This is a genomic window from Streptomyces triticisoli, from assembly GCF_003270085.1.
GTDB lineage: Bacteria > Actinomycetota > Actinomycetes > Streptomycetales > Streptomycetaceae > Streptomyces > Streptomyces triticisoli.
The window spans coordinates 1-20,368 of the sequence record NZ_QFDQ01000140.1 but is presented as its reverse complement, the minus strand read 5'-3'; the positions used below and the strand labels follow the sequence as shown (position 1 = coordinate 20,368).

The following is a 20,368-nucleotide window of genomic DNA, read 5'->3' as shown; positions in this document are numbered from 1 at the left end:
CCGTGGACGAAGACCGTTTCACGACATGAAGAACTCCGCCAGCACCGGTGCCAGCACCTCCGGTTCCACCGCGTGGGTCTGGCCCTCCAGGGTGCGGTACGTCCCCCGGGGCGCGGCCTCGGCGACCAGGCGGGCCGCCTCGCGCAGCCAGGCCGGGCTCGCGCTGCCCGAGACGGAGAGGACCGGCACGGTGATCGAGGCCAGCAGGTCGCGGGGGATCAGGCCGTTGCCCATCACGGCGTCGTCGTGGGCGAGGGTGGGCGCGATCGTCTCCATGCCGGGCCACATGGGGGACTGGCGGGCGTTGGCGATCATCCGCGGGGCCAGGCCGGTGAGGAGCAGGAAGAGCTCGACCGCGTCACCGCGGCGGCCCTCCGAGAGCGCCCTGGTCAGGTTGTCGGTGTATTCCGCGCGCTCCTGCTCGCCGCCCTCGTGGACGGCGTACGACGGCTCGTAGACGGCCACCCGGCGGACCGGCAGCCCGCTCGCCGCCGCCCTCAGGGCCAGCGCGCCGCCCGAGGAGACGCCGTACAGCGCCGCCTCGCCGCCCACCGCGTCGATCAGCGCGGCGAGGTCCTCGACCTCGCGCTCCACCGCGTACGGCGCGGTGTCCCCGCTCCCGCCGCGGCCCCGGCGGTCGTAGACGACGACGTCGCAGCGGTCCGACAGCGCCGCCGCCAGCGGTGCCATCGTCGCGCCCGTCGACATCGCGCCGCTGACGAGGACGGCCACCGGGCCCTGTCCGGTGCGGCGGTAGGCGAGGGAGGTGCCGTCACGCGAGACGGTCTTCTTGTCCATGCCGGTCATGTCGGTCAAGACTGCCACGGCAGATCGGACTCATCGGGTCACAACACTTCGACCTCGTAGAAGCACAGGTGGTCCTTGATCTCGGCGACGTCCGGCTTCGGGGCGGGGTAAGCCCACACCAGGTCCGCCGCGTCCGGCAGGGACCAGTAGGACGCCGTGCCCTTGAAGGGGCAGTACGTATGCGTGTCGGACGGCGTCAGCAGGTCGAGGCGTACGTCCTCGGGCGGGAGGTAGTAGCGCGGGGGACAGCCCGTCTCGCGCAGCACCAGGGGGCGGTCGCTCTCCGCGAGGATCTGGCCGCCGTGAACCACGCGCACGTGGTCGCCGCTCTTGTCGATCGTGATGGTGTGTCCTCGGGTCATGTCGGAACAGCGCCCGCGGGCCCTGGGTTCTTCCCGCGTTCGGCGCCTGTTTCCGCCGCACGGAGGAGGACGGGTTCCTGCCCCGGCCGCTCGCCGAGCTCGTGTTCTTCGCCGATGAGCCCGCGGGCGCGATGGCGTACCCGGAGGAGTCGCTGAGCGGTCGCTGACACCGTGGTGCGAGCATGGCGGGCATGGCTACTCATGTGATCACCGGGGCCGGTTCCGGCATCGGCGCGGCCGTGGCCCGCCGGCTGCACGCGCGCGGGGACGAACTCGTGCTGCACGCGCGCGACGCGGGCCGGGCCAAGGAGCTGGCCGCCGAGTTCCCCGGCGCGCGGACCCTGGTCGGCGACCTGGCCGACCCCGACCGGCTGAGCTGGGCGTTCTCGCACCAGACGCTGCCCGACCGGGTGGACTCCCTGCTGCACGTCGCGGGCGTGGTCGACCTCGGCCCGGTCGGTGAGCTCACCCCGAAGAGCTGGCGGCACCAGCTGGACGTCAACCTGATCGCCCCCGCCGAACTGACCCGGCACTTCCTGCCCCAGCTGCGCGCCTCGCGCGGCCACGTGGTGTTCGTCAACTCGGGCGCCGGCCTGAACGCGGGCGCCGGCTGGTCCGCGTACGCCGCCTCCAAGCACGGTCTGAAGGCCCTGGCCGACTCCCTGCGCCAGGAGGAGCACGCGAACGGTGTCCGGGTCACCACCGTCTACCCGGGCCGCACCGCCAGCCCCATGCAGGCCAAGGTCCACCAGCAGGAGGGCAAGGAGTACGACCCGGGGAAGTGGATCGACCCCGAGTCGGTCGCCACGACCATCGTCATGGCCCTGGACCTGCCGCGGGACGCGGAGGTCAACGACCTGACGGTCCGGCCGGGGCGGTGAGCGGACCCCGTGCACCGGGACCCCGCGAGCCGGGATCCCCGCACGCCGCGCCGGGAGTTGCATAGGCTTCCCGGGTGAGTGAGAACAGCCAGTTCAGGTTCGGTGCCGCCACCGGTGTCGGGTCCATGCCCGGCGGAGACGCCCGGGAGGCCGTCAAGACCGTCACCGGCACCTTCGAGGACTTCCCCTTCCTGCCCGAGCTGCCCGCGCGCGGGCCCGGCGCCGACATGATCGGGCGGACCGCCGGGATGCTCGTCGAGCTGTACGCGCGCGTGGAGCCCAGCGGCTGGCGGATCGGGGACCGGCCGGGGCGGGACACCAAACGGGCGCGGTCCTGGCTCGGCGAAGACCTCGACGCCCTGGAGGAGTTCACCCAGGGGTACGAGGGCGCGCTGAAGGTGCAGGCGGTGGGGCCGTGGACGCTCGCCGCCGGCCTGGAGCTCAGGAACGGCGAGGCGGCCCTCTCCGATCCCGGCGCCTGCCGGGATCTCGCCGCCTCGCTCGCCGAGGGGCTGCGGCTCCATCTCGCGGAGGTGCGGCGGCGCGTTCCCGGCGCCCGGCTGGTCCTCCAGCTCGACGAGCCGTCCCTGACCGCCGTCCTGCGCGGGCAGGTGAGGACCGCCAGCGGCTACCGGAGCCACCGCGCCGTCGACCGGCAGGTGGTGGAGGCCGCGCTGCGGGACGTCGTCGGGGCGCACACCGGGGGGCCGGTCGTGGTGCACTCCTGCGCACCGGACGTGCCGCTCGCCCTGCTGCGCCGGGCGGGAGCCGCGGCGGTCTCCCTCGACCTCTCGCTTCTCACCGAGCGTGACGACGACGCGATCGGGGAAGCGGTGGAAGCGGGCGCCCGGCTCTTCGCGGGCGTCGTTGCGGGCACGGACGGCCCGTTGTCAGACCCTGCCGGTAGCGTCATGGGTGTCAGGACGTTGTGGCGCAGGCTGGGGCTGGAACCGGGGCTTCTCGCCGAGGCGGTCACGGTCACTCCGGCGTGCGGACTCGCGGGCGCTTCCCCCGCCTACGCACGCCGGGCGCTCGCCCACTGCGTCCAGGCGGCGAGGTCTCTCGCGGACAACCCAGAGTAACGGGAGGACAACACGGTGGCCGGCGACAAGCAGCAAGCGGAGACAGGAGTGCCCGCCGAGGCACGGGAGAAGCACGCGCAGCTCGCGGAGCAGGTCGAGGAGCACCGCTTCCGGTACTACGTCAAGGACGCCCCCGTCATCAGCGACGCCGAGTTCGACCAGCTCCTGCGCTCGTTGGAGGAGCTGGAGGAGGAGTACCCGGAGCTGCGCACGCCCGACTCGCCCACCCAGAAGGTCGCCGGGTCGTACGAGACGGAGTTCACCGCCGTCGAGCACCGCCGGCGGATGCTGTCCCTGGACAACACGTTCAACGACGACGACCTCGCCGCCTGGGCCGACCGCATTGCCAGGGAGCTGGGCAGCCAGGAGTACCACTTCCTGTGCGAGCTCAAGGTCGACGGACTCGCCGTCAACCTCACCTACGAGCACGGGCGGCTCACGCGCGCGGCGACCCGCGGCGACGGCCGCACCGGCGAGGACATCACGCCCAACATCCGGACCATCGGGGAGATCCCGGACCGGCTGAAGGGCGACCGCGTCCCGGACCTCGTGGAGATCCGCGGCGAGGTCTACTTCCCGATGGAGAAGTTCGAGGAGCTCAACCGCCGCTTGGTCGAAGCCGGTGACAAGCCGTTCGCCAACCCGCGCAACGCGGCGGCGGGTTCACTGCGCCAGAAGGACCCGCGCGTCACCGCCACCCGCCCGCTGCACATGGTGGTGCACGGCATCGGCGCCCTGGAGGGCTTCAAGGGCATCGACCGGCTCTCCCACGCCTACGACCTGCTGCACACCTGGGGCCTGCCCACCTCCCCGCACAACAAGGTGGTCGACGACCTGGAAGGCATCCGGGAGTTCATCGCGTACTACGGCGAGAACCGGCACTCGGTGGAGCACGAGATCGACGGCGTGGTCGTCAAGCTCGACGAGATCCCGCTCCAGGGCCGCCTGGGCTCCACCTCCCGCGCACCGCGCTGGGCGATCGCGTACAAGTACGCGCCGGAGGAGGTCAACACCAAGCTCGTCAACATCCGGGTGGGCGTCGGCCGCACGGGCCGGGTCACGCCGTACGCGCAGGTCGAGCCGGTGACGGTGGCCGGCTCCGAGGTCGAGTTCGCCACCCTGCACAACCAGGACGTGGTCAAGGCCAAGGGCGTGCTCATCGGCGACACGGTGGTGCTGCGCAAGGCAGGTGACGTCATCCCGGAGATCCTCGGCCCGGTCGTCGACCTGCGCGACGGCAGCGAGCGGGAGTTCGTGATGCCGTCCGAGTGCCCCGAGTGCGGTACGCCGCTCAGGCCGATGAAGGAGGGTGACGTCGATCTACGCTGCCCCAACGCGCGCGCCTGCCCGGCGCAGTTGCGCGAGCGCCTGTTCTACCTCGCGGGCCGCAAGGCGCTGGACATCGAGCACTTCGGCTATGTCGCCGCGGCCGCCCTCACCAAGCCGCTGGAGCCCGCGGACCCGCCGCTGAAGGACGAGGGCGCCCTGTTCGACCTGACGGTGGAGCAGTTGCTCCCCATCAAGGCCTACGTCCTCGACCAGGACAGTGGCCTGCCCAAGCGCGACCCGAAGACCGGTGAGGAGAAGGTCGCCACGGTCTTCGCCAACCAGCAGGGCGAGCCCAGGAAGAACGCGCTCGCGATGCTGGAGAACATCCAGTCCGCCAAGCGGCGACCGCTCGCCCGCATCCTCACCGGGCTGTCGATCCGTCACGTCGGGCCGGTCGCGGCCGAGGCGCTGGCCCGTGAGTTCCGCTCCGTCGACCGCATCGAACAGGCCAGTGAGGAGGAGTTGGCGAACACCGAGGGCGTCGGCCCGGTCATCGCCGCCTCGCTCAAGGAGTGGTTCGCCGAGGAGTGGCACCAGGAGATCCTGCGCAAGTGGCGGGAGGCCGGCGTCCGTATGGAGGAGGAGAGCACCGGCGAGGACGAGGGCCCGCGCCCCCTCGGGGGCCTGACGGTCGTGGTCACCGGCACCCTCGAGAAGTTCACCCGGGACGGGGCCAAGGAGGAGCTGCAGAGCCGGGGAGCGAAGGTGACCGGCTCGGTTTCGAAGAAGACCTCTTTCGTGGTCGTAGGCGACAAGCCCGGTTCGAAATACGACACAGCGATGAAGCTCAAAGTGCCGGTCCTGAACGAGGACGGTTTCGGCGTCCTGTTGGAGCAGGGGCCGGACGCGGCGGCCGAAGTCGCGCTTCCGACCGGCGAGTAGCGGTTGAAGACCACCCGTACGGCGCATATCAGATGCATACGGGTGGCCGGGGCGCATTCGGGCAACCGTCGACGACCGCTGCCCGTGAAAGGCTTCCGCGGCCTACTGTTGAGGGGTGCGCCTGCCGTGCCCAGCTGCGGTCGGGGCATCCCCGTGCTCGTCACGAGCAGGGGAAAGGGTTTTCCAGCGCGGTGCCGCCCCGTGGTCGTCGGGCAGCGGACCGCGTGGCGTGGGCACCGCCGGCTGTGAGAGGGACGGGAATGGAACCGACGGAGAGCGCCACCCCGCACTCACGGCTGCGCCGGCTGGCCGGCAACTGGTGGGGGAGCCTGGGGCGGACGCCGGAGCGTCCGGGCGCGAAGGCGCGCGCCGGATGCGTTGCCGGACAGTACACCGCGACGGAGCTACGCGTCTCCGCACAGCCGGCCGTCGGACACACCTCCGGGTTTCCGGGCGCCGAACAGTACCGGTTCCGGCCCGCGTTGCCGGCGGCGGTCGTCACCGCGGCCGTCCTCGTCCTGGGCGCCGGCTTCTCCTGGGCGTTCCTCGGCGGCCACGCGCTCTTCCCGTCCGGCACCGTCGGCTGGTCCCTGGCCGTGCTCACCGGTGTCATCGTCGGCCACCTGGTCATGCTCGGCCGCGCCCGCTGGTGGGGCGGCACGGGCTCCGGCGCCGCCCTCACCCTCGCCGTGCTGCTGCTCTACGGCTGGGTGCCCGCCGGCCTGGTCAGCCTCACCGTCGTCGTCCTGGTCGGCATCGCCCGCCGCCACCGCTGGCGCCAGGGCGTGGTGCACGGCGCGGTGGACATCCTCGGCATCGGCGCCGGCGCCCTGGTGCTGGGCGCCTTCGGCCGCGTACCGACCGTGGAGCGCCCCTGCGATCCGGGCAGTTGGACCGCGTCCACCACCCTGCAGGTGGTGCTGGTCGCCGGCGCCTACCTCGCGGCCACCCGCGTCCTGCTGTGGTTCCTGCACACCTCCCACAGCGCCGGGGTGCCCACGGCGGCCCGCACCGCCCTGGTCAGACAGGGCCTGGTCGCCGTCGCCCTGCTCGGCATCGCACCGCTGGTCTGCGTCGTCGCCGTGGCCAAACCCGCCCTGCTGCCGCTGTTCGCCATCCCGCTCATCGCGCTGGACTACACCCTGTGGATAGCCCGCGCCCGGGCCGAGGAGCAACTGCGCGACCCGCTGACCGGGCTGCCCAACCGTCAGTGGCTGCTGGAGCGCATCTGGACCGCCCTGGACGAGGCCGAACGCATCGGCGCCCGGGCCGCCCTGATGCTGATCGACCTGGACCGTTTCCGCTCGGTCAACGACACGCTCGGTCATCTCGCCGGGGACCGGCTGCTGCTGCAGATCGCCGACCGGCTGCGCCAGGCGCTGCCGCGCGGGGCGGAGGCCGCGCGGCTCGGCGGCGACGAGTTCGCCGTGTTACTGCCGGTCGCCGACTCCACGACGTCCGCGACCCGCATCGCGCGCGCCCTGGTCACCGCCCTCAGCTCCCCGCTCGACCTCGACGGGCTCACCCTCGTCCTGGAGGCCAGCGCCGGGGTCGCCGTCTTCCCCGACCACGCCCTGGACGCCGAGGGCATGCTGCGCCGGGCGGACGTGGCGATGTACCAGGCCAAGCGGGACCGCACGGGCGTGGAGGTCTACGAGTCCAAGCGGGACTCCAACACCCCCGACCGGCTGGGGCTGCTGGGCGACCTGCGCCGCTCCCTGGACGCCCACGAGGTCCAGCTGCACTACCAGCCCAAGGTCCGCTTCGACGGACAGGTCGCGGGCCTGGAGGCGCTGGTGCGCTGGGTGCACCCCGAGCGCGGCAAGGTGCCGCCGGACGAGTTCATAGCGATCGCCGAGTCCTCCGGGCTGATGCCCCACCTGACGGACTACGTGCTGGAGACCGCGCTCGGGCAGGTCGCCCAGTGGCGGGCGCAGGGCCTGTACGTGCCGGTCGCGGTCAACGTCTCCCCGCGCGACGTGCACGTCCCCGGCTTCGCCGGCTCGGTGGCCGCCCGGCTGGCCCGGCACGGCGTCCCGGCCGGCGCGCTGCAGCTGGAGATAACCGAGCACGTCCTGCTGGAGGACCCGCAGCGGGCCGCCGACACCCTGCACGCCCTGACCGGGCACGGCGTGAAGATGTCGCTGGACGACTTCGGCACCGGGTACTCCTCGCTGGTGCACCTGCGGCGGCTGCCGGTGAGCGAGCTGAAGATCGACCGCTCGTTCGTCGCCCGGCTGGCCGTGGACGCCGAGGACGCCGAGATCGTGCGCTGCACCGTCGACCTCGCGCACTCCCTCGGCCTGCTCGTCGTCGCGGAGGGCGTCGAGGACGACGAGACCTGGGAGCGGCTGCGGGACCTGGGCTGCGACGCCGTACAGGGCTGGCTCGTCGCCGCCGCGATGCCTCCGGAGGAGACCACGGCGTGGCTGCGGGCACGGGGGCCGCGCGGCTGGGTACGCCCCGCCGCCGTACTGCCCGCGGCGGCGGCCGACGAGTGACGTTCCGCAGGCGGCGCGCTGTCCACCGTCCGGTCGCCCCGACCGCACGGAGCGGGAGAGCCGGCGCGGCTGAGGGACGCGGAGAGCAAACCGTTTCACGGGCACCGCGTCCGGCCCCATAGGATTGGGCCCAAAACACTCACACTCACCCCAGAGGAACGCTGCATGCCTGGCATCACGCGCGAGGAGGTCGCCCACCTCGCCCGGCTGGCGCGTCTGGAGCTGAAACCCGAAGAGCTCGACCACTTCGCGGGACAGCTGGACGACATCATCGGCGCGGTGGCCCGCGTCAGTGAGGTCGCCGACCAAGACGTACCGCCGACCTCCCACCCGCTGCCGCTGACCAACGTCATGCGCGCGGACGAGGTCCGTCCGTCGCTCACCCCCGAGCAGGCGCTCTCCGGCGCCCCGGCCCAGGAGCAGCAGCGTTTCAAGGTGCCGCAGATCCTGGGGGAGGAGTAAGCAATCATGACGGACATCATCAAGCTCACCGCCGCCGAGACCGCCGAGAAGATCGCCTCCGGCGAGCTCACGGCCGTCGAGGTCACCGAGGCCCACCTCGCCCGGATCGAGGCCGTCGACGAGAAGGTGCACGCCTTCCTGCACGTCGACCGCGAGGGTGCCCTCGCCCAGGCCCGCGCCGTCGACGAGAAGCGCGAGCGGGGCGAGAAGCTCGGCCCGCTGGCCGGCGTACCCCTCGCGCTCAAGGACATCTTCACCACCGAGGGCGTGCCGACCACCGTCGGCTCCAGGATCCTCGAGGGCTGGATCCCGCCGTACGACGCGACCCTCACCAAGCGGCTCAAGGCCGCCGACGTGGTGATCCTCGGCAAGACCAACATGGACGAGTTCGCCATGGGGTCCTCCACCGAGAACAGCGCCTACGGCCCGACCGGCAATCCCTGGGACCTCACCAGGATCCCCGGCGGCTCCGGCGGCGGCTCCTCCGCCGCGCTCGCCTCCTACCAGGCCCCGCTCGCCATCGGCACCGACACCGGCGGCTCCATCCGCCAGCCGGCCGCCGTCACCGGCACGGTCGGCGTGAAGCCGACGTACGGCGCGGTCTCCCGCTACGGCATGGTCGCCTTCTCGTCCTCCCTGGACCAGGGCGGCCCCTGCGCCCGTACGGTCCTGGACGCGGCCCTGCTGCACGAGGTGATCGCCGGGCACGACCCGCTGGACTCCACGTCCATCGACGAGCCGGTTCCGCCGGTCGTCGAGGCCGCCCGCAACGGCAGCGTCGAGGGCATGCGCGTCGGCGTCGTCAAGCAGTTCCGCGGCGAGGGCTACCAGGCCGGTGTCGTCCAGCGCTTCGACGAGGCCGTGGAGCTGCTGAAGGAGCTGGGCGCCGAGATCGTCGAGCTGGACTGCCCGTCCTTCGACCTGGCCCTGTCGGCGTACTACCTGATCGCGCCGTCCGAGTGCTCCTCCAACCTGGCCCGCTTCGACGGCCTGCGCTACGGCCTGCGCAGCGGCGACGACGGCGGCCGCTCGGCCGAGGAGGTCACCTCCCTCACCCGTGAGGAGGGCTTCGGCCCCGAGGTCAAGCGCCGCATCATGCTCGGCACGTACGCGCTCAGCTCCGGCTACTACGACGCGTACTACGGCAGCGCCCAGAAGGTCCGCACCCTCATCAAGCAGGACTTCGACAAGGCGTTCGAGCAGGTCGACGTGATCGTCTCCCCGACGACCCCGACCACCGCCTTCGCGATCGGTGAGCGCGCCGACGACCCGATGGCGATGTACCTCGCCGACCTGTGCACCATCCCGACCAACCTGGCGGGCAACGCGGCCATGTCCCTGCCCTGCGGCCTCGCCCCGGAGGACAACCTCCCGGTCGGCCTGCAGATCATCGCCCCGGTGATGAAGGACGACCGCCTGTACAAGGTGGGTGCCGCCGTCGAGGCCGCCTTCGTGGAAAAGTGGGGGCACCCGCTGCTCGAGGAGGCTCCGTCGCTGTGAGTACGGCACTGTCGAAGGCCAAGGGCTTCAAGAAGTCCAAGTCCGGTACGTACCTGTCCATGGCCACCACCGCGTTCGGCGCGTTCGGTGTCGCCAAGCAGATCAAGAAGGCCCGCGCCGAGCACGACACGCTGCGTCTGATCGACGCCACCGTGTCCGCCGTCGCGATCGTCACCGGCCTCGCCATCCTCTACCGCGAGCTGAAGCGGCTGGGCGACGACGACGTCCTGCTGGGCTGAGAGGGAAGTTTTCACCGTGACCACCACGACCGACCTGGTGTCGTACGAGGACGCCCTGGCGTCGTACGACCCCGTCATGGGCCTTGAGGTCCATGTGGAACTCGGCACCAAGACCAAGATGTTCTGCGGCTGTTCGACCGCGCTCGGCGCCGACCCGAACACCCAGACCTGCCCGGTCTGCCTCGGCCTGCCCGGCGCTCTGCCGGTCGTCAACGCGACCGGCGTGGAGTCCGCCATCAAGATCGGTCTCGCGCTGAACTGCGAGATCGCCGAGTGGTGCCGCTTCGCCCGGAAGAATTACTTCTATCCGGACATGCCGAAGAACTTCCAGACCTCCCAGTACGACGAGCCGATCGCCTTCAACGGCTACCTCGACGTCCAGCTGGAGGACGGCGAGATCTTCCGCGTGGAGATCGAGCGTGCCCACATGGAGGAGGACACCGGAAAGTCGACGCACGTCGGCGGCGCCACCGGCCGTATCCACGGCGCGTCCCACTCCCTGCTGGACTACAACCGCGCCGGCATCCCGCTGATCGAGATCGTCACCAAGCCGATCACCGGCGCCGGCGAGCGCGCCCCCGAGGTCGCCAAGGCGTACGTCCGTGAGCTGCGCGAGCTCATCCGGGCGCTCGGCGTGTCCGAGGCCCGGATGGAGATGGGCCAGATGCGCTGTGACGTGAACCTGTCGCTGATGCCCAAGGGCGCGGACAAGTTCGGCACGCGCTCGGAGACGAAGAACGTCAACTCGCTCAGGTCCGTGGAGCGCGCGGCCCGCTACGAGGTCCAGCGCCACGCCGCCGTGCTGAACAGCGGCGGCACGGTGATCCAGGAGACCCGCCACTTCCACGAGGACACCGGGTCGACGACCTCGGGCCGGACCAAGGAGGAGGCCGAGGACTACCGGTACTTCCCCGAGCCGGACCTGGTTCCGGTGGCCCCGTCGCGCGAGTGGGTCGAACAGATCCGCGCCGTGCTGCCCGAGCTGCCGCTGGTCCGCCGTACCCGCCTGCTGGCGGAGTGGGGCATCTCGGCCACCGACATGCAGGCGATCCTCAACGCCGGCGCCCTGGACCCGATCGTCGCCACGATCGAGGCCGGCGCGGACGCCGCCTCCGCCCGCAAGTGGTGGATGGGTGAGCTCGCCCGTGCCGCCAACGAGTCCGGCAAGACCCTGGAGGAACTGCCGATCACCCCGGCGCAGGTCGCCCGGGTCACCGAGCTGGTCACCAAGGGAGACCTGAACGACAAGCTGGCCCGTCAGGTCATCGAGGGCGTGCTCGCCGGTGAGGGCGCCCCGGACGAGGTCGTCGACAAGCGCGGCCTGAAGGTCGTCTCCGACGAGGGCGCGCTGACCGCCGCCGTCGACGAGGCCATCGCCGGCAACCCGGCCATCGCGGACAAGATCCGCGGCGGCAAGGTGGCCGCGGCCGGCGCCCTGGTCGGCGCGGTCATGAAGGCCACCCGCGGCCAGGCCGACGCGGCCCGCGTCAAGGAGCTGATCCTGCAGAAGCTGGGCGTCGGCGAGGGCTGAGCCGACTCCCGCGAACCGCGCTCGGGGGGGTGCACCGGATCCGGTGCACCCCCCGAGGCGTGTCGTCACAGGGGTCACCCCAACCCCGCGTCCGGGCCGCCGGACGCAGGCGCTACGCTCGCCCGCCATGAGTGGACGCGCCGATTCCGACACCCACCCCGAGATATCCGAGGCCGACGGCACCGGGGCCGACGACGTCCAGGCCACCGCGGTACGGGACGACGCCGACGATGCCGAGAACGGAGCCGGGAGAGAGATCGCGAACGACGCCGAGGGCGACATCGAGGACCCCGCTCAGGTCGCCCGTCGCGCCCGCTGGACCGCGACCGGCACCGGCGCGCTGCTGACGCTCGCCGGCTTCGCCGCGGCGCTGCTGCGGCTCACCCACTCGGCACCCGCACTCGTCCCGGCCGCCTACGCCCTCGGTGCCGCCGTCTGCGCGCTCGCGACATTCCTCGGCTCCCGCGGGCGTACCCGGCGGGCGCTGTGGCTGCTGATCGCCGGGGTAATGGTGATGGCGCTCGGCGATCAATTCGACTGAGCGGCTGATTGCCCTGTGAATTGAGTCGCATCCCATGTGAATAAAACCACGAATTATGGTAAACGATCAGAATTGCCTGCGAGAGTGGTCTTAATTGCTCATGCGTTCTTTGCGGGCCGTTCCACTCATGGACGACTGTTCCCGGTCAAAGATCCACATACTCACCCTGGGAGCACGTTCGTGGCAGCCCTAGCGCGCTGGTGTGTCCGGCACCGCCTCGTCGTCGTACTGCTCTGGCTCCTCGCTCTGGGCGGGGTCACCACGGCCGCCTCCGTCACCGGCTCGGCGTACTCCAACGACTACGAGGTCCCCGGCACCGAGGCGGGCCACGCCACCCAGCTGCTCCAGGAGGGATTCCCCGGACTCGGCGGCGACAGCGACACCGTCGTCTGGCACACCACGGCCGGCACCGTGCGCGCCGCCGACGTCGAGCAGGCGATGACCCGCACCCTGGACCGGATCGCCGCCCTGCCCCAGGTGGCCTCCGTGGCCAGCCCCTACAAGGGCCAGGGAGCCCACCAGATCAGCCGCGACGGACACACCGCGTACGCCACGGTCACCTTCACCGGCCAGGCCCAGGACGTCACCGGCTCCGAGGCCCAGGCCGTGGTCACCGCGGCCAAGGCCGCCGAGACCGACGGGCTCCAGGTGGAGCTCGGCGGCAGCGCGATCGGGACCACGAAGCCCTCCGGCGGGCACCTCGCCGAGATCGTCGGCGTGGTCGTGGCCGGACTGGTGCTCCTGCTCGCGTTCGGCTCGCTCGCCGCCGCCCTGCTGCCCATCGCCACCGCCCTGGTGAGCGTCGGCACCGCCCACGCCACCGTCGAACTCCTCGGCCACGCCATGACGGTCGCCGACTTCGCACCCATGCTGGGCATGCTGATCGGGCTCGGCGTCGGCATCGACTACGCGCTGTTCATCGTCACCCGGCACCGGCGCGGACTGAAGCGCGGACTCGACACCACCGAGGCGGTCACGAACGCCGTCGCCACCACCGGACGGGCCGTCGTCTTCGCGGGTGCCACCGTTTGCATCTCCCTGCTCGGCATGCTGATCCTGCGGCTCGGCTTCCTCAACGGCGTCGCGGTCGCCGCCTCGGTGACCGTCCTCCTGACAGTCGCGGCCTCGGTGACCCTGCTGCCCGCCCTGCTGTCCTTCATCGGCCCGCGCGCCCTGAGCCGGCGCGAGCGGCGCCGGCTGGCCGAGAACGGTCCCGAACCCGAGCTGCCCACCGGGTTCGCCGCCCGCTGGTCGGCCTTCGTCGAACGCCACCCCAAGCTGCTCGGCGCCGTCGCCCTCGCCATCATCACCGTGCTCGCCCTGCCCACGCTCTCCCTCCGCCTGGGCTCCGCCGACCAGGGCAACGACCCCAGCACGGCCACCACCCGGAAGGCGTACGACCTCATAGCCGAGGGCTTCGGCCCCGGCGTCAACGGGCCGCTCACGCTGGTGACCCGCGTGGACGGCGCCGAGGCCAAGCTCGCCCTCGACAACCTCGACACCACCCTGCGCACCACCGAGGGCGTCGCCGCGGTGACCCCGGCGACCTACAACACCGGCGGCACCACCGCCTACCTGACCGTCATCCCCGACTCCGCGCCGCAGTCGCAGCGCACCAGCGAGCTCGTCGACCGGCTGCGCACCGAGGTGCTGCCGCGCGCCCAGACCGGCACCTCGCTCGATCTGCACGTCGGCGGGGTCACCGCCGGATACGACGACTTCGCCCAGGTGATCATCGGCAGACTGCCGCTGTTCGTGGGCTCGGTCGTCGGCCTCGGCTGCGTACTGCTGCTGCTCGCCTTCCGGTCCATCGGCGTCCCCCTGAAGGCCGCCGCGATGAACATCGCCGCCGTCGCCGCCGCCTTCGGAGTCGTCGTCGCGATCTTCCAGTGGGGTTGGGGCAGCGAGTTCCTGGGCCTCGGCCGGGCCGGACCCATCGAACCCTTCCTCCCCGTGATCATGGTCTCGGTGCTTTTCGGGCTCTCCATGGACTACCAGGTCTTCCTGGTCAGCCGGATGTACGAGGAGTGGCTGGAGACCGGCGACAACCGGCGGGCCGTCCGCGTCGGCCTCGCCGAGACCAGCCGGGTGATCAACTCCGCCGCGATCATCATGATCTCGGTCTTCCTCGCCTTCGTGCTCGGCGGTGACCGGGTGATCGCCATGTTCGGCATCGCGCTCGCCGTCGCCGTCGCCCTGGACGCGTTCGTGCTGCGCACCCTGCTCGTACCCGCCCTGATGCACATGCTCGGCCGCGCCAACTGGTGGCTGCCGCGGCCGCTGGACCGGGTGCTGCCCCGGATCAGCATCGAGCCGCCCGAGAGCCGCCCCGGCCATGAGAAGATCACGGACGACGTCGTGGAGGCACTGGCGAAGGGGCCGCAGCGGGATGTACGCGATATGCCTGGGTGACGACGGAGCCGAGCTGCGGCCGCTGGAACCCTGGCACGCCGCGGAGTTCCTCGCGCACCTGAACCGGGGGCGGGAGTTCATCACCCGGCACATCCCGTTCGGGGCGAACGCCACGGACCTCGACTCCGCCCGGGCGATCCTGCAGGCGTACGCCGACAAGCGCGCCGCCGACAGCGGCTTCCTGCACGGGCTGTGGCTGGAGGGCCGGCTGGTCGGCGGGCTGCTGTTCCGTGTCTTCGACGCGGCGACCGGCACCTGCGAGATCGGCTGCTGGCTGGAGCCGGCCGGCACCGGACGGGGACTCGTCACACGCGGGGCGCGGGTGCTCATCGACTGGGCGTTCGACGAGCGCGGCATGCACCGCGTGGAGTGGCACGCGTCGTCGGCCAACGAGGCGAGCATCAAGGTGGCGCGGCGGCTGGGCATGACCCGCGAGGGCGTGCTCCGCGAGAGCTTCCCCTACCGGGGCGTACGCCAGGACATGGAGGTGTGGGCGTGCCTCGCCCCCGAGTGGCGCGAGGCACGCGCGTGTGACGGCCGGTAACGGTCCTCAGGCCCGCAGATGCCTTACCGGGCTTTCAACGGTGCCTTACGGCCGTTCCGGGGTCCCCTCGCACACGTCTAAGGTCCCTGCGCCGCGGGAAGATGCGGAACTCTCCCGATGTGGCGGACCCCCCTGGGAGACGAAGGTGGAGGCATCGCGAAAGCGATGCCGAAACCGCCTTCACCAGGGAGACATCATGTTCTACCTTGAGTTCCACCAGCAGCGTGTCGCCGAACTCCACCGTCGCGCCGAACAGGACCGCCTGACCCGTGAGGCCTTGGGAGCCCGCCGCGCCGCCCGCCGCGCCGCGCGCCGCGCAGCCGCCCGGCGAACCCCCGGGGCGGAGCCGCATACCCACGGTCCCCGCCGGCACTGGTTCACCCCCACGGCATGAACATGGCGGTGCGGACCGGGAAAACGGGTGCCGCGCTGTCGGATCCGCATGCGATCCTCGAGGCTGTGGAGACCAGATCCGTCAGTCCGGTGTTCGTCGGCCGCGCCGACGAGTTGAGCACGCTGCACGAAGTGCTCTCCCGCGCCGCCGCGGGAGAGCCGCAGGCGTTGCTGCTCGCTGGTGAGGCGGGCGTCGGCAAGACCCGTCTGATCGAGGAGTTCGCGGGCGCCGCCGGCCGCCATGGCACTGTCGTGGCAGTCGGCGGCTGCGTGGAGATCGGCGCCGACGGGCTGCCGTTCGCCCCCTTCTCCACCGCCCTGCGCGCGCTGCGCCGCGAACTGCCCGAGGAGTTCGCCGCCGCGGCCGCCGGGCAGGAGGAGGAACTCGCCCGGCTGCTGCCCGAACTCGGCGAGCCGCCCGCCGCGAGGGGCACGGGCCGGTACGACGAGGAGGGCATGGCCCGCCTCTTCGAACTCACCGCCCGGCTGCTGGAGCGCGTCGCCGCCGACCACACCGTCGTCGTGGCCCTGGAGGACCTGCACTGGGCCGACGCCTCCACCCGGCACCTGCTCGCCTACCTCTTCCGCACCCTGCGCACCGGCCGCCTCCTGGTCCTGGCCAGCTACCGCTCCGACGACATCCACCGCCGCCACCCGCTGCGGCCCCTGCTCGCCGAGCTCGACCGGCTGCGCACGGTCCGCCGCCTCGAACTCGCCCGGTTCACCCGCCAGGAGGTGGGCCGCCAGGTCGCCGGCATCCTGGCCACCGAACCGGACCCCATCCAGGTCGACGAGATCTTCGAACGCTCCGACGGCAACGCCTTCTTCGTCGAGGAACTCGCCGTCGCCGTCCACGAGCGCTGTTGCCCCGGTCTCCGCGAATCCCTGCGCGACCTGCTCCTCGTCCGGGTCGAGGCGCTGCCCGAGCCCGCCCAGCGGATCGCCCGGATCGCCGCCGAGGGCGGGTCCACCGTCGAGCACCGGCTGCTCGCCGCCGTGGCCCGGCTCGCCGAGGACGACCTCATCGAGGCGCTGCGGGACGCGGTGAACGCCAACATCCTGATCGCCGCCCGCACCGGCGACGGCTACCGCTTCCGGCACTCCCTGGTCCGCGAGGCCGTCAGCGACGACCTGCTGCCCGGCGAACGCTCACGACTGAACCGCCGCTACGCCGAGGCCCTGGAGGCCGACCCGACCCTCGTCCCCGCCGACCAGCGCGTCATGCGGCTGGCCAGCTACTGGTACCACGCCCACGACCCGGCCAAGGCCCTGCCCGCCGTCCTCGACGCCTCCGTCGCGGCCCGCGCCCGGCACGCCTACAGCGAGCAACTGGGGCTGCTGGAACGGGCGATGGAGCTGTGGGACGCCGCGCCGCAGGACGTACGCTCCCGGCTGCGCCTCGCCGACTACACCCAGACGTACTCCCCGTGCGACTGCGATCCGGCGACCACCCCGCTGACCTACCTCGACCTGATGGCCGAGGCCGCCGTCGCCGGCCGCTTCTGCGGGGAGCGGGACCGCTCCATGCAGATCATCAAACGGGCGCTGCGGCTTCTGGAGGACGACAACGACCCCCTGCGGGCCGCCTGGTTCTGGGTCCAGCGCTCCCGGCTGGTCCAGGCGAAGGCCCACGGCGACGGCTGGCGGGAACTCGGCACCGCGCAGGAGCTGGTGCGCGGACTGCCGCCGTCCGAGGTGCACGCCGAGGTACTGGCCAACGTCGCCAACTGGTCCATGGTGCACATGCCGGGCCCCGACGCCCTCTCGGCCGCCGAGCGGGCCGTGGAGTACGCGCGCATGGTCGGCGCCCACGAGATCGAGATGACCGCGCGGCTCACCCTCGGCACCCTCATGGTCCAGGCCGGCGACGTCGAGGCGGGTCTTGCCGAGATGTACGAGGTCAACAAGCGCACCGTCGCCGACGGCATCGCCGCCGTCGCCGGCCGGTCCTACGTCAACCTGCCCTCTGAGCTGGAGTCCGTCGGCCGCTCCCGCGAGGCCGTGCCGCTCATGGAGGAGGGGATCGCCTTCACCCAACGCTTCGGCTTGCTGGACAGCGAGGCCTGGGTATGGGGCAACCTCGCCGAATCGCTGTTCACCCTGGGACGCTGGGAGGAGGCCGCCGAGGCGGCCTCCCGGTCCCGGCGAGTCGAGCAGAGCGCCAAGCCGCGCGGCTTTCACGCCCAGCTCCGCGCCGAACTCGCCCTCCAGCGCGGCGACCTCGCCGAGGCGTCCGCCCAACTGGCCGACGCCCGCGAGTACTTCGGCACCCACGACTTCGCGCCCCAGCACTCCCTGCCGCTGGCCCGCATCGCGATCGGCGTCGCCGCGGGCGAGGGCCGCCTGCTGGACGCCCGCGCCGAACTCCGGCACGTCCTGGAGGACGGCTTCCCGCCCGGCACCCAGCGCCACGGCTGGCCCCTGCTGTTGACCGCCGCCACCGTGGAGACCGGCGCGGCCGGACTGCCCGCCGCCGACCCGGGACGCCCCGAGACCCTCGAACGCATCCGCCGGGCCGCCAAGACGCTGGCCACCAACGTGCCCGTCTGGCAGGCGTACGAACGCTGGGTGCGTGCCGAACTGCTGCGCGCCGAGGGCCACAGCAGGCCGGAGGACTGGGCGGGGATCGTCGCCGCCTTCGAGGAGCTGGAGCGCCCCTACGACCTCGCCCGCGTCCGCTGCCGCCTGGCCGAGGCGCTGCTCGCCGTCGACGAGGACCAGCGGGACCGCGCCACCGAACTGCTGCGCCTGGCTCACGCCGTCGCCGAGCACCTGCGTGCCCGCCCGCTCGCCGACTCCGTCGCGCTGCTCGCCCGCCGCGCCCGCCTCACCCTGACCCGCGCCCCACAGCAGCCCCCCGCCTCCGCCGACCCCGCCGAGTCCCTGGGCCTGACCAGCCGCGAACGCGACGTCCTGCGCCTGGTCTCCGCCGGCCGCACCAACCGCCAGATAGCCGAGGAACTCTTCATCTCCCCCAAGACAGCCAGCGTCCACGTCTCCAACATCCTCGCCAAACTGGGCGTCTCGGGCCGCGGAGAAGCAGCGGCGGTGGCCCACCGGCTGGGTTTGTTCCCACCGGGGGCCGGGGACCGGCTGGTCGCCCGATGATGCGGTGCCGTCCACGAAAGGGAGCGCGATGTTCAATATCTTCGAAGAATTGTTCGCGCCCGGACGCAAGCACACCCGGGACGAGGAGAAACGGCTGGCACTGACCCGGGAGGACGTGGGGGACAACGACCCCGGACGGGGGCCGATCGACCTCGCGTCCGGGACGGTGGTCATACGGCCGCCCGAGGCTCCCTCGGAGGAGGACGGGGCCGGCGAGGGGTGAGGAGCGGAGCTTACTTCACCTCCAGTTCCAGGATCCGGTCGTCGCCCTTCTTCGGATCGCCGCGGCCGTCCGTGTTGCTGGTGGTCAGCCAGAGCCTGTCGCCGCCTGCCGAGACCACCGTGCGCAGACGGCCGAACTCGCCGGTCAGGAACGCCTGGGGTTCCGCCGACGCCTCCGTGCCCTTCAGCGGGATGCGCCACAGGCGCTTGCCCTGCAGGCCGGCCATCCAGATGGAGCCCTCGGCGTAGGCGATGCCGCTGGGGGAGGCGACGTCCGTGTGCCACTCGGCGATGGGGTTGTGGAACTTCGGGTCGTCGGACTTGCCCTCCGCCTCGGGCCAGCCGTAGTTGTCGCCCGGCTTGATCGCGTTCAGCTCGTCCCAGGTGTCCTGGCCGAACTCCGAGGCGAACAAGCGCTGCTTGCCGTCCCAGGCCAGGCCCTGCACATTGCGGTGGCCGTAGGAGTACACCGGGGAGCCGGGGAACGGGTTGCCCGGGGCCGGCTCGCCCTCCGGGGTCAGCCGCAGGATCTTGCCGCCCAGGGACTTCCGGTCCTGGGACAGACCCCGGTCGCCGGCCTCACCCGTGCCCACGTACAGCATCCGGTCGGGGCCGAAGGCGATCCGGCCGCCGTTGTGGATGAACCCCTTGGGAATCCCCTTGAAGATCGTGTCGGGGGCGCCCAGCTGCTGTCCGGCCGGCTTCTTGTCGTCGTACAGCATCCGGACGATGCGGTTGTCCGAGGCCGAGGTGAAGTAGGCGTAGATCATGTGGTCGGAGGCGAAGTCGGGGGAGAGCGCGATGCCCAGCAGGCCGCCCTCGCCCTCCGGCGACACCCCGGGCACCGTGCCCAGCTCGGTCTTCTTCCCCGTCTTCTCGTCCACGCGCGTGATCGTCGCCTTGTCACGCGAGGAGACGAGCAGACCGCCGCCGGGAATCGGGGCCAGCCCCCATGGCGAGTTCAGCCCCTCCGCGACCGTGCGCAGCACCTTCACCGAGCCCTTGGCCGGCGGCGCGCTCTCCCCGGGCGCCTGCCCGGAGGGCGGGGAGGGCGCCGTACGACTGGGCGCCACGGCGTCCCCACCGGCCGACGAGCCCCCGGAGGAGCATCCGGCCGTCAACAGCAGGGCGGCAGCCAGTACGCCCGTCACCACTCGACGTTGCACGATCTTCGTCCCTTCGACGCGGCAGGTCCTACCTGTCATACCCCGCTCGCGCCCTCCAGGTTCCCGATCACCCAAATCCAGCCCCACCGAACCCGACACCTGCCGGCTTGACACCCGTCGGCCGGGCATTCGCCGGCCTGGCGGTCCGTCGAGCCCGACGCCTACCGGCCCGATGCCTGCCGGCCCGAGCCCGTCGGCCTGGTGTCCGCCGATCCGGGTGCCTGCCGGCCCGAGCCCGTCGGCCTGGTGGCCCGCTGAGCCGGGTGCCTGCTGGCCCGAGCCCGTCGGCCTGGTGGCCCGCTGAGCCGGGTGCCTGCCGGCCCGAGCCCGTCGGCCGGGCGTCCGCTGAGCCGGGTGCCTGCCGGCCCGAGCCCGTCGGCCGGGCGTCCGCTGAGCCGGGTGCCTG

17 protein-coding genes and 1 pseudogene are annotated in these 20,368 nt (G+C 72.0%); 15 read left to right on the top strand and 3 right to left on the bottom strand.

All coding sequences use genetic code 11. The annotated features are described in order from the left end of the window. Positions 1-18: 18 nt before the first annotated feature. Both DEP02_RS19455 and DEP02_RS19450 read right to left on the bottom strand, forming a co-directional pair. On the bottom strand, positions 19-798 hold the full coding sequence (locus DEP02_RS19455; protein ID WP_112468973.1) for an alpha/beta fold hydrolase: 780 nt from the start codon (positions 796-798) through the stop codon (positions 19-21). A 47-nt stretch (positions 799-845) separates the two neighbouring features. Further along, positions 846-1,169, bottom strand: a complete 324-nt coding sequence (locus DEP02_RS19450) for a DUF427 domain-containing protein (RefSeq protein ID WP_112468964.1) — start codon at positions 1,167-1,169, stop codon at positions 846-848. 50 nt (positions 1,170-1,219) lie between these two features. Between DEP02_RS19450 and DEP02_RS34880 the strand changes: the two are divergent. The 15 genes and pseudogenes from DEP02_RS34880 to DEP02_RS19375 all read left to right on the top strand — a co-directional run. After that, a pseudogene (locus DEP02_RS34880) lies at positions 1,220-1,336 on the top strand (LOG family protein); the annotation flags it as partial. Positions 1,337-1,351: 15 nt separating this feature from the next. Further along, a complete protein-coding gene (locus tag DEP02_RS19440) occupies positions 1,352-2,050 on the top strand; it encodes an SDR family oxidoreductase (RefSeq protein ID WP_112468963.1) in 699 nt (232 codons plus the stop codon). Positions 2,051-2,124: 74 nt separating this feature from the next. Further along, a complete protein-coding gene (locus DEP02_RS19435) occupies positions 2,125-3,132 on the top strand; it encodes a methionine synthase (protein ID WP_112468962.1) in 1,008 nt (335 codons plus the stop codon). Positions 3,133-3,147: 15 nt separating this feature from the next. Then, the gene (gene ligA / locus DEP02_RS19430; RefSeq protein WP_112468961.1) at positions 3,148-5,343 is read left to right on the top strand and encodes an NAD-dependent DNA ligase LigA; all 2,196 of its coding nucleotides are present in this window, start codon (positions 3,148-3,150) and stop codon (positions 5,341-5,343) included. Positions 5,344-5,603: 260 nt separating this feature from the next. Then, the gene (locus DEP02_RS19425; protein ID WP_112468960.1) at positions 5,604-7,844 is read left to right on the top strand and encodes a putative bifunctional diguanylate cyclase/phosphodiesterase; all 2,241 of its coding nucleotides are present in this window, start codon (positions 5,604-5,606) and stop codon (positions 7,842-7,844) included. 165 nt (positions 7,845-8,009) lie between these two features. Further along, the gene (gatC, locus tag DEP02_RS19420) at positions 8,010-8,306 is read left to right on the top strand and encodes an Asp-tRNA(Asn)/Glu-tRNA(Gln) amidotransferase subunit GatC (RefSeq protein ID WP_006130840.1); all 297 of its coding nucleotides are present in this window, start codon (positions 8,010-8,012) and stop codon (positions 8,304-8,306) included. Positions 8,307-8,312: 6 nt separating this feature from the next. Further along, entirely contained in the window at positions 8,313-9,806 is a 1,494-nt protein-coding gene (gene gatA / locus DEP02_RS19415; protein ID WP_112468959.1) for an Asp-tRNA(Asn)/Glu-tRNA(Gln) amidotransferase subunit GatA, read from the top strand. Next, complete coding sequence (locus tag DEP02_RS19410) at positions 9,803-10,045, top strand: hypothetical protein (protein ID WP_112468958.1); 243 nt, start codon at positions 9,803-9,805, stop codon at positions 10,043-10,045. Before gatA ends, DEP02_RS19410 begins: the two co-directional genes overlap by 4 nt. Positions 10,046-10,061: 16 nt before the next feature. Further along, complete coding sequence (gene gatB, locus DEP02_RS19405; RefSeq protein ID WP_112468957.1) at positions 10,062-11,576, top strand: Asp-tRNA(Asn)/Glu-tRNA(Gln) amidotransferase subunit GatB; 1,515 nt, start codon at positions 10,062-10,064, stop codon at positions 11,574-11,576. A gap of 127 nt (positions 11,577-11,703) precedes the next feature. Continuing rightward, positions 11,704-12,117, top strand: a complete 414-nt coding sequence (locus DEP02_RS19400; RefSeq protein WP_198668492.1) for a hypothetical protein — start codon at positions 11,704-11,706, stop codon at positions 12,115-12,117. Between the two features lie 180 nt (positions 12,118-12,297). Beyond that, the gene (locus DEP02_RS19395; RefSeq protein WP_112468956.1) at positions 12,298-14,529 is read left to right on the top strand and encodes an MMPL family transporter; all 2,232 of its coding nucleotides are present in this window, start codon (positions 12,298-12,300) and stop codon (positions 14,527-14,529) included. Then, positions 14,507-15,073 carry a GNAT family N-acetyltransferase gene (locus DEP02_RS19390; protein WP_112468955.1) on the top strand — a complete coding sequence of 189 codons (567 nt, stop codon included), beginning with the start codon at positions 14,507-14,509 and terminating at the stop codon, positions 15,071-15,073. The genes DEP02_RS19395 and DEP02_RS19390 overlap by 23 nt, the downstream gene beginning before the upstream one ends. Before the next feature lie 196 nt (positions 15,074-15,269). Then, a complete protein-coding gene (locus DEP02_RS19385; RefSeq protein WP_112468954.1) occupies positions 15,270-15,467 on the top strand; it encodes a hypothetical protein in 198 nt (65 codons plus the stop codon). Next, positions 15,464-18,574, top strand: a complete 3,111-nt coding sequence (locus DEP02_RS19380) for a helix-turn-helix transcriptional regulator (protein ID WP_112468953.1) — start codon at positions 15,464-15,466, stop codon at positions 18,572-18,574. Before DEP02_RS19385 ends, DEP02_RS19380 begins: the two co-directional genes overlap by 4 nt. Before the next feature lie 28 nt (positions 18,575-18,602). Then, on the top strand, positions 18,603-18,797 hold the full coding sequence (locus DEP02_RS19375) for a DUF6191 domain-containing protein (RefSeq protein WP_112468952.1): 195 nt from the start codon (positions 18,603-18,605) through the stop codon (positions 18,795-18,797). A gap of 10 nt (positions 18,798-18,807) precedes the next feature. On the opposite strand, the gene DEP02_RS19370 is transcribed toward DEP02_RS19375, so the two are convergent. After that, a complete protein-coding gene (locus tag DEP02_RS19370) occupies positions 18,808-20,001 on the bottom strand; it encodes a PQQ-dependent sugar dehydrogenase (RefSeq protein ID WP_112468951.1) in 1,194 nt (397 codons plus the stop codon). Between the last annotated feature and the right edge of the window lie 367 nt (positions 20,002-20,368).